This window comes from Vibrio sp. YIC-376 (genome assembly GCF_052353105.1).
Classification (GTDB): domain Bacteria; phylum Pseudomonadota; class Gammaproteobacteria; order Enterobacterales; family Vibrionaceae; genus Vibrio.
The window spans coordinates 373,556-379,555 of sequence record NZ_JBBWFK010000004.1; the positions used below are offsets into that span (position 1 = coordinate 373,556).

General features: G+C 44.4%; 5 protein-coding genes and 1 tRNA gene. 5 read left to right on the forward strand and 1 reads right to left on the reverse strand.

The genetic code is table 11. From position 1 onward, the window contains the following. Positions 1-19: 19 nt before the first annotated feature. The 3 genes from WJM94_RS10755 to WJM94_RS10765 all read left to right on the forward strand — a co-directional run bounded on the left by WJM94_RS10755 (position 20) and on the right by WJM94_RS10765 (position 3,538). Positions 20-991, forward strand: coding sequence for a lytic murein transglycosylase (locus tag WJM94_RS10755; RefSeq protein ID WP_444494222.1), 972 nt, complete (start codon positions 20-22; stop codon positions 989-991). A gap of 74 nt (positions 992-1,065) precedes the next feature. After that, positions 1,066-2,010: a LysR family transcriptional regulator gene (locus WJM94_RS10760; protein ID WP_444494223.1), complete on the forward strand. Its 945-nt coding sequence runs from the start codon at positions 1,066-1,068 to the stop codon at positions 2,008-2,010. Positions 2,011-2,338: 328 nt separating this feature from the next. After that, positions 2,339-3,538: a NupC/NupG family nucleoside CNT transporter gene (locus WJM94_RS10765; RefSeq protein ID WP_444494224.1), complete on the forward strand. Its 1,200-nt coding sequence runs from the start codon at positions 2,339-2,341 to the stop codon at positions 3,536-3,538. A gap of 76 nt (positions 3,539-3,614) precedes the next feature. On the opposite strand, the gene folD is transcribed toward WJM94_RS10765, so the two are convergent. After that, on the reverse strand, positions 3,615-4,475 hold the full coding sequence (gene folD, locus WJM94_RS10770; protein ID WP_444494225.1) for a bifunctional methylenetetrahydrofolate dehydrogenase/methenyltetrahydrofolate cyclohydrolase FolD: 861 nt from the start codon (positions 4,473-4,475) through the stop codon (positions 3,615-3,617). A 205-nt stretch (positions 4,476-4,680) separates the two neighbouring features. Here folD and WJM94_RS10775 point away from each other — a divergent pair. Together WJM94_RS10775 and WJM94_RS10780 are read left to right on the forward strand one after the other, a co-directional pair. After that, positions 4,681-4,757 (forward strand) — tRNA-Arg (locus WJM94_RS10775). A 49-nt stretch (positions 4,758-4,806) separates the two neighbouring features. Continuing rightward, complete coding sequence (locus WJM94_RS10780) at positions 4,807-5,691, forward strand: site-specific integrase (RefSeq protein WP_444494226.1); 885 nt, start codon at positions 4,807-4,809, stop codon at positions 5,689-5,691. Positions 5,692-6,000: the final 309 nt, after the last annotated feature.

Genomic DNA, 6,000 nt, shown 5'->3' on the forward strand with positions numbered 1-6,000 from the left:
CTTGCTCAAGGAGGGCAATATGAAAAAAGTACTGGCTACACTGCTTAGTGTTGGTATGTGTGCCTCAGCTTTTGCAAGCAGCGAAGGCTTTGAGGAATACTTAGATAAACTGCGCGCTGAAGCACGCGGCCAAGGTATCTCTGAGCCGGTTATCAAAGCCGCTTTTGCTAACGTCGAATATAAACCACGAGCGGTAACCGCAGACCGAAACCAACCTGAGAAAAAGCTGACGCTGGATGAATATATCCCTCGCGCGGTACCTGAGTGGAAGGTTAAGCAAGCCAGAGAATTGTACAAAGAGCACTACACAGCGCTTAAACGCATTGGTGATACGTTTGGTGTTCAGCCACGTTTTATTGTTGCACTGTGGGGCGTAGAAAGTAATTTCGGTAAATTTACCGGTAATTTTCGTGTGATAGATGCACTTTCTACTATGGCATTTGAAGGTCGCCGTGAAGAGTTCTTCCGCGCAGAAACTATGGCTGCACTTCAAATTCTGGATCAAGGCCATATTGAACTGGAGAACTTCAAAGGTTCATGGGCAGGCGCAATGGGTCAGTGTCAGTTTATGCCTAGCTCGTTTCTGCGCTTTGCGGCAGATGGTGATGGTGATGGTAAGAAAGACATCTGGAATACAAAAGCGGATGTGTTTGCTTCCACAGCCAACTATTTGAGCCAGTCAGGATGGGATGACAAGTTCACGTGGGGGCGTCAGGTAAAAGTCCCGAAAGGCATTGACCACAACTTGGAAGGTCGTGCTGAAGAGAAAGGTAAGTACCTCCAAGAGTGGAGCAAATTAGGCATCACGAAATTTGATGGTAGCCCATTACCTAAATTGGATGAGGACATCAAAGCCTGGTTGATTATGCCTGACGACGAAAATGGTCGTACGTATCTGGTTTACAATAACTACAATGTCTTAATGAAGTGGAACCGCTCTTACTACTTCGCGCTTGCCGTCAGTCATTTAGCTGACCGAATCATATACTAATTTGTAGTTAGATATTACGTTGTAGGGGCTCTTCGGAGCCCTTTGTTTTTCCTACATTTAAATCGAGGTAATACGTGTTATCTGAACGTGCCGCACAAATGGTGATCTTTTCAGTATTGATCAAACACAAAAGCTTCACTGCGGCTGCAAAAAGTCTCGGCGTATCCGTGTCTCACGTGAGCAAGCAGCTTAGCCAATTAGAGGATTCGCTTGGAATCAAACTGGTTCAGCGCACGACTCGAAGCTTTACAGCGACAGAAGCGGGAAAAACATTTTATCATCATTGTGAGCAGGTGGTTCAGGCGGTCAACAGCGCAACATTGGAAATGGAAAGCCAGAGAGATGAAGTAGCCGGGTTAGTTCGTTTAGGCATATCTCAATCGTTCGGCACATTACATATCATTCCTGCCATTCAGGAGTTGCGAGAGCTTTATCCTCAACTTCAAGTCGAAGTGCATTTGTTTGATTACAAAGTCGATATGTTGGCTGAAGGGCTGGATTTGTGGGTGACCAACAATGAACACTTGCCTGAAGGTTACATTGCACAGCGACTGACAGACTGTCAGTTTGTTGTGGCGGCATCACCGGATTACTTGCTTAATCATGATAAGCCAACCGAACCCAATGATTTGACTTTGCATAACTGCCTTATATACAGAAGCTGGGAACGTGATTACACAGGATGGGCGTTTACAAAAGGTCAGCAAGAGTTGAATGTTAAAGTTACCGGGAATTATTCAGTAGATCTCGCAGAAGCCGTGCGTGACGCCGCCATTGCAGGGTGGGGGATCGCGTATCTTGCGACTTATTTACTGGGTGATGAGTTCAGAACGGGTAAGCTGATTCAATTATTGCCAGACTGGAAAGCCAGCCAGTCGATGCCGTTTTATGCGGTATACCCCAGCCGACAGCATATGCCGAAGAAAATTTCTGCGGTCATTCATTTCATCAAACAGAAAATTGGCACTCCTTGTCATTGGGATCAGCGTTTAGCGCCTTATATCTCAATTCCGAAGTAATGATACTTAAATGACTTCAAGATGCGGGATTTAAATCGTTGCCGCGTCTGCATACCAAGCCATCCTCTCTGAACTAAAAATCTTGAGGTTAATGAGTTATACAAGGTGATTTTCGTCACAAAATTTTTTCTAAATTCATAAACATATTTTCCATATAGAAATAATAATAAAAAGCAAACGTTTATCATTATGTAATTCAATGTCTTATCTTGGTGCTTAAATGTTGAGCGTTTGAAGTTTTCACATTGTTAACAACCTCAACTTGCAGCATTTTGAGTCCACTATACAATCCGACCCCTTTCCTATCCCCCTTCTGTCGGACCCATTTATGAACTCAATTATTGGTATCGTAGCCATACTATTCGTAGCATGGCTACTTTCTACAAATAGAAAAAATATAAAGCTAAGAACTGTGTCGTTTGCTTTTGCCCTGCAAGTGTTGTTTGCAGTATTGGTTTTATATGTGCCAGCGGGACGAGATGCCCTAAATTCAGTGAGCAGTGTTGTATCTAGCTTGATCAACTATGGTCAGGAAGGTATCGCATTTTTATTCGGTAATTTGGCGACAGGGGGCTTCACCTTTGCGATCAATGTTCTCGGTATCATCATTTTCTTCTCTTCTCTGATTGCCGGTCTTTACCACATCGGTGTGATGCCAAAAATGATTAACTTCATCGGTGGCGCTATCCAAAAGCTGTTAGGCATTGGCCGTGCTGAGTCTTTGTCTGCCACAGCGAATATCTTTGTTGGTACGATTGAAGCACCATTGATGGTTAAACCTTACCTAAAACACATGACGGATTCGCAGTTCTTTGCGGTCATGACTGGTGGTTTGGCTTCAGTTGCTGGTGGTACGTTGGTAGGCTATGCCTCGTTAGGCGTTGACCTGAACTACCTAATCGCGGCGGCATTTATGTCTGCGCCAGCGGGGTTGTTGATGGCTAAAATTCTGATTCCGGAAGATACAGAACGAACTGAAGAGTTCGACATTAATCAGGTTGAGATACCACGCGCGACGAACGTAGTTGAAGCATTGGCTGATGGTGCTATGGCTGGTGTACGTATTGCGGTAGCGGTAGGTGGTACCTTACTGGCGTTTATTAGTGTGATCGCATTGCTAAACGGCATCCTAGGTTGGTTTGGTGAAGTCATCGGAACGCCACTAAGCTTTGAATTAATCTTAGGTTACGTGTTTGCACCTGTTGCATGGCTGATTGGTGTGCCATGGGCAGAAGCGAATACTGCAGGTTCACTGATTGGTAATAAGATCGTCGTAAACGAGTTTGTTGCTTTTATCCAACTAACGGAAGTGAAAACTCAATTAAGTGCGCACTCTCAAGCGATTGTGACGTTTGCATTGTGTGGCTTTGCTAATATCTCAAGCATGGCAATGCTTATTGGTGGTTTAGGCTCTCTGGTACCAGAGAAGCGTACTTTTGTTTCTAAACATGGATTCCGCGCGATTATTGCCGGTGTCATGGCGAACTTAATGAGTGCTTCGATTGCAGGAGTGATTTTAAGTCTGTAAACACGAATATTTCATTCGCTCAAATAGAAAAAAGGCTCCTTGTTCAGGAGCCTTTTTCGTATCTAAAAGCCGTTAATTACTTGTCAGTATGGAACTGTTCACAAGCCAGCATCGTATTTTCAATCAGGCTAGCTACAGTCATTGGGCCAACGCCTCCAGGTACTGGAGTAATGAAGCTCGCGCTTTCACGTGCTTTATCGTATTCCACGTCACCAACCAGTTTGCCGGAGTCAAGACGGTTGATACCTACATCGACAACCACTGCGCCTTTCTTGATCCATTCTCCAGGAATGAAGTTTGGTTTACCTACTGCGACGATAACGATGTCCGCTTGACGAACGTAGCTCTCTAAGTCTTTAGTGAAGCGGTGACAAGTCGTGGTGGTACAACCCGCCAGCAGTAACTCAAGCGTCATCGGACGGCCAACGATGTTTGAGGCACCTACAACTACAGCGTGTTTACCACGCAGTGCGATGTTGTAGCGATCAAGGAGAGTAATGATGCCTTTTGGCGTACAAGAGCGAAGTTTAGGGATACGCTGAGCAAGACGACCAACATTGTAAGGGTGGAAACCATCAACATCTTTTTCAGGGTCGATACGCTCGAGAACGTGTGTGCTATCAATACCAGCAGGAAGAGGAAGCTGAACCAAAATGCCGTCAATTTCATTGTCATTATTTAATTGATCGACAAGTGCTAGCAACTCTTCTTCTGTTGTTGATGCAGGAAGGTCAAAAGACTTGGAAACAAAACCCACTTCTTCACAAGCGCGGCGCTTACTGCCAACATAAACCTGAGAAGCAGGGTCTTCCCCAACGAGAACAACTGCTAGACCAGGTGCACGTAATCCAGCTTCAACGCGAGCTTTTACACGTGCTGCAACTTCAGAACGAACCGTTTGGGAAATGAGAGTCCCATCTATATTTTGAGCAGTCATGACTTTCCTTTATAAATTAAGAAGGCAAATAAATCTGCCGCGCATTGTCGCAGAATTTCTTTTTAACATCCATACGCAAACGTTTGCCCTGAAGTGTTTTTGAGCATCTAATGCTTTAGTGTCCTTTTTTTAGGCATTCAGATCAGAATGTTACTAAAAGCCGTTGATTTACCCATTTTAACTCGTATAATCCTTTCCCTGTAGCGCGCCCTTAGCTCAGCTGGATAGAGCACGTCCCTTCTAAGGATGTGGTCATAGGTTCGAATCCTATAGGGCGTGCCATTCCTCCCCTCAGCACAGTCTTCCTATCCAAAACCGTTAGGACTGTGCCATGTATTTAGTGAACAATCTCACAAAAAAACCACCACAAAACCTTAATTTAAACACCCCAATTCCGTCTTGTATAGACAGCTACGTTCAAATTCGTGCGCAATACCATAAAACTTACATTGGAACGTTAAAGTACCGATTAGAGCGAATCAGTCGCTACTTTTCTTCTTATTTAATCAAAGATCTCACCACAAGCCCTCATGCTAGGGATAACATCAACTCTTTCATCACTCATCGTCTATCTAGTGTTAAGCCAGGTACTGTTCGCAAGGATGCCGCAGCTCTGCAAGCGATGCTCAATTGGCTTCGTCGGGATATCGGCTTACAAATCCCAGATATTTTTAAACAGATACGGTTACCAAAAGATTACGGCGTCCGCCAATTCATTCCAACCCATGAACAAGTTCAGGCAGTAGTCGCCAGATTACCCTCAGAAGAGTTACGCGACATTTGTATGCTGTTGAGCGAAACAGCTTGTCGAAGGAATGAAGTTCTGAAACTGCGAAGGTGTGATGTGTACCTTGAGCATCGATACATACAGTTATGGAACACGAAAAATGGCGAAGACCGAAAGGTACCACTTTCTACTACAGCAATGGCGATACTGGGTAAAAGGATGGAGTTAACCACAGACAGAGCGCCAACATACCCTGTCTTTAGCGCATTACCTGAATACGTCAGCAAAAAGTTTCGAAAAGCCGCCGACGAAGAAGGGCTACATGATTTTGTCTTGCACTCACTCAGGCATTACAGACTATCCAAGCTTATAGAAGCAGGTCATGACAGTGTTCTGGTATCCAAGGTTTCTGGTCATCGGGACCACCGAGTGTTGAGTAGGTACGTGAAGTTGGATGCTGAAGCTTTAGCTGCAAGGCTTTTTGATTAGCGTGGTAAACAACATTAGGGAAAGTTTCTGAATTCAAAAATCAGGTAAGTTTCCGATGCCAATATATAGATGTGGGAGAGGGGGTGTTGCGTTTTGGTCCACCCTATCCCACATTGTACATCCGTCTTAACTACTATTAGTTACCCAACTCTGGTTAGTTGAGATGCATACTCGATATGGAAATATCCCTATGTAGTGGTTTAATGATCCCGGACACCAAATTAGGTGGTAAAGTCTCCACCATAAATGAGGTGTTCCATGACAAAACGACAACGACGTACATTTTCTGCTGAATTCAAAATGGATGCT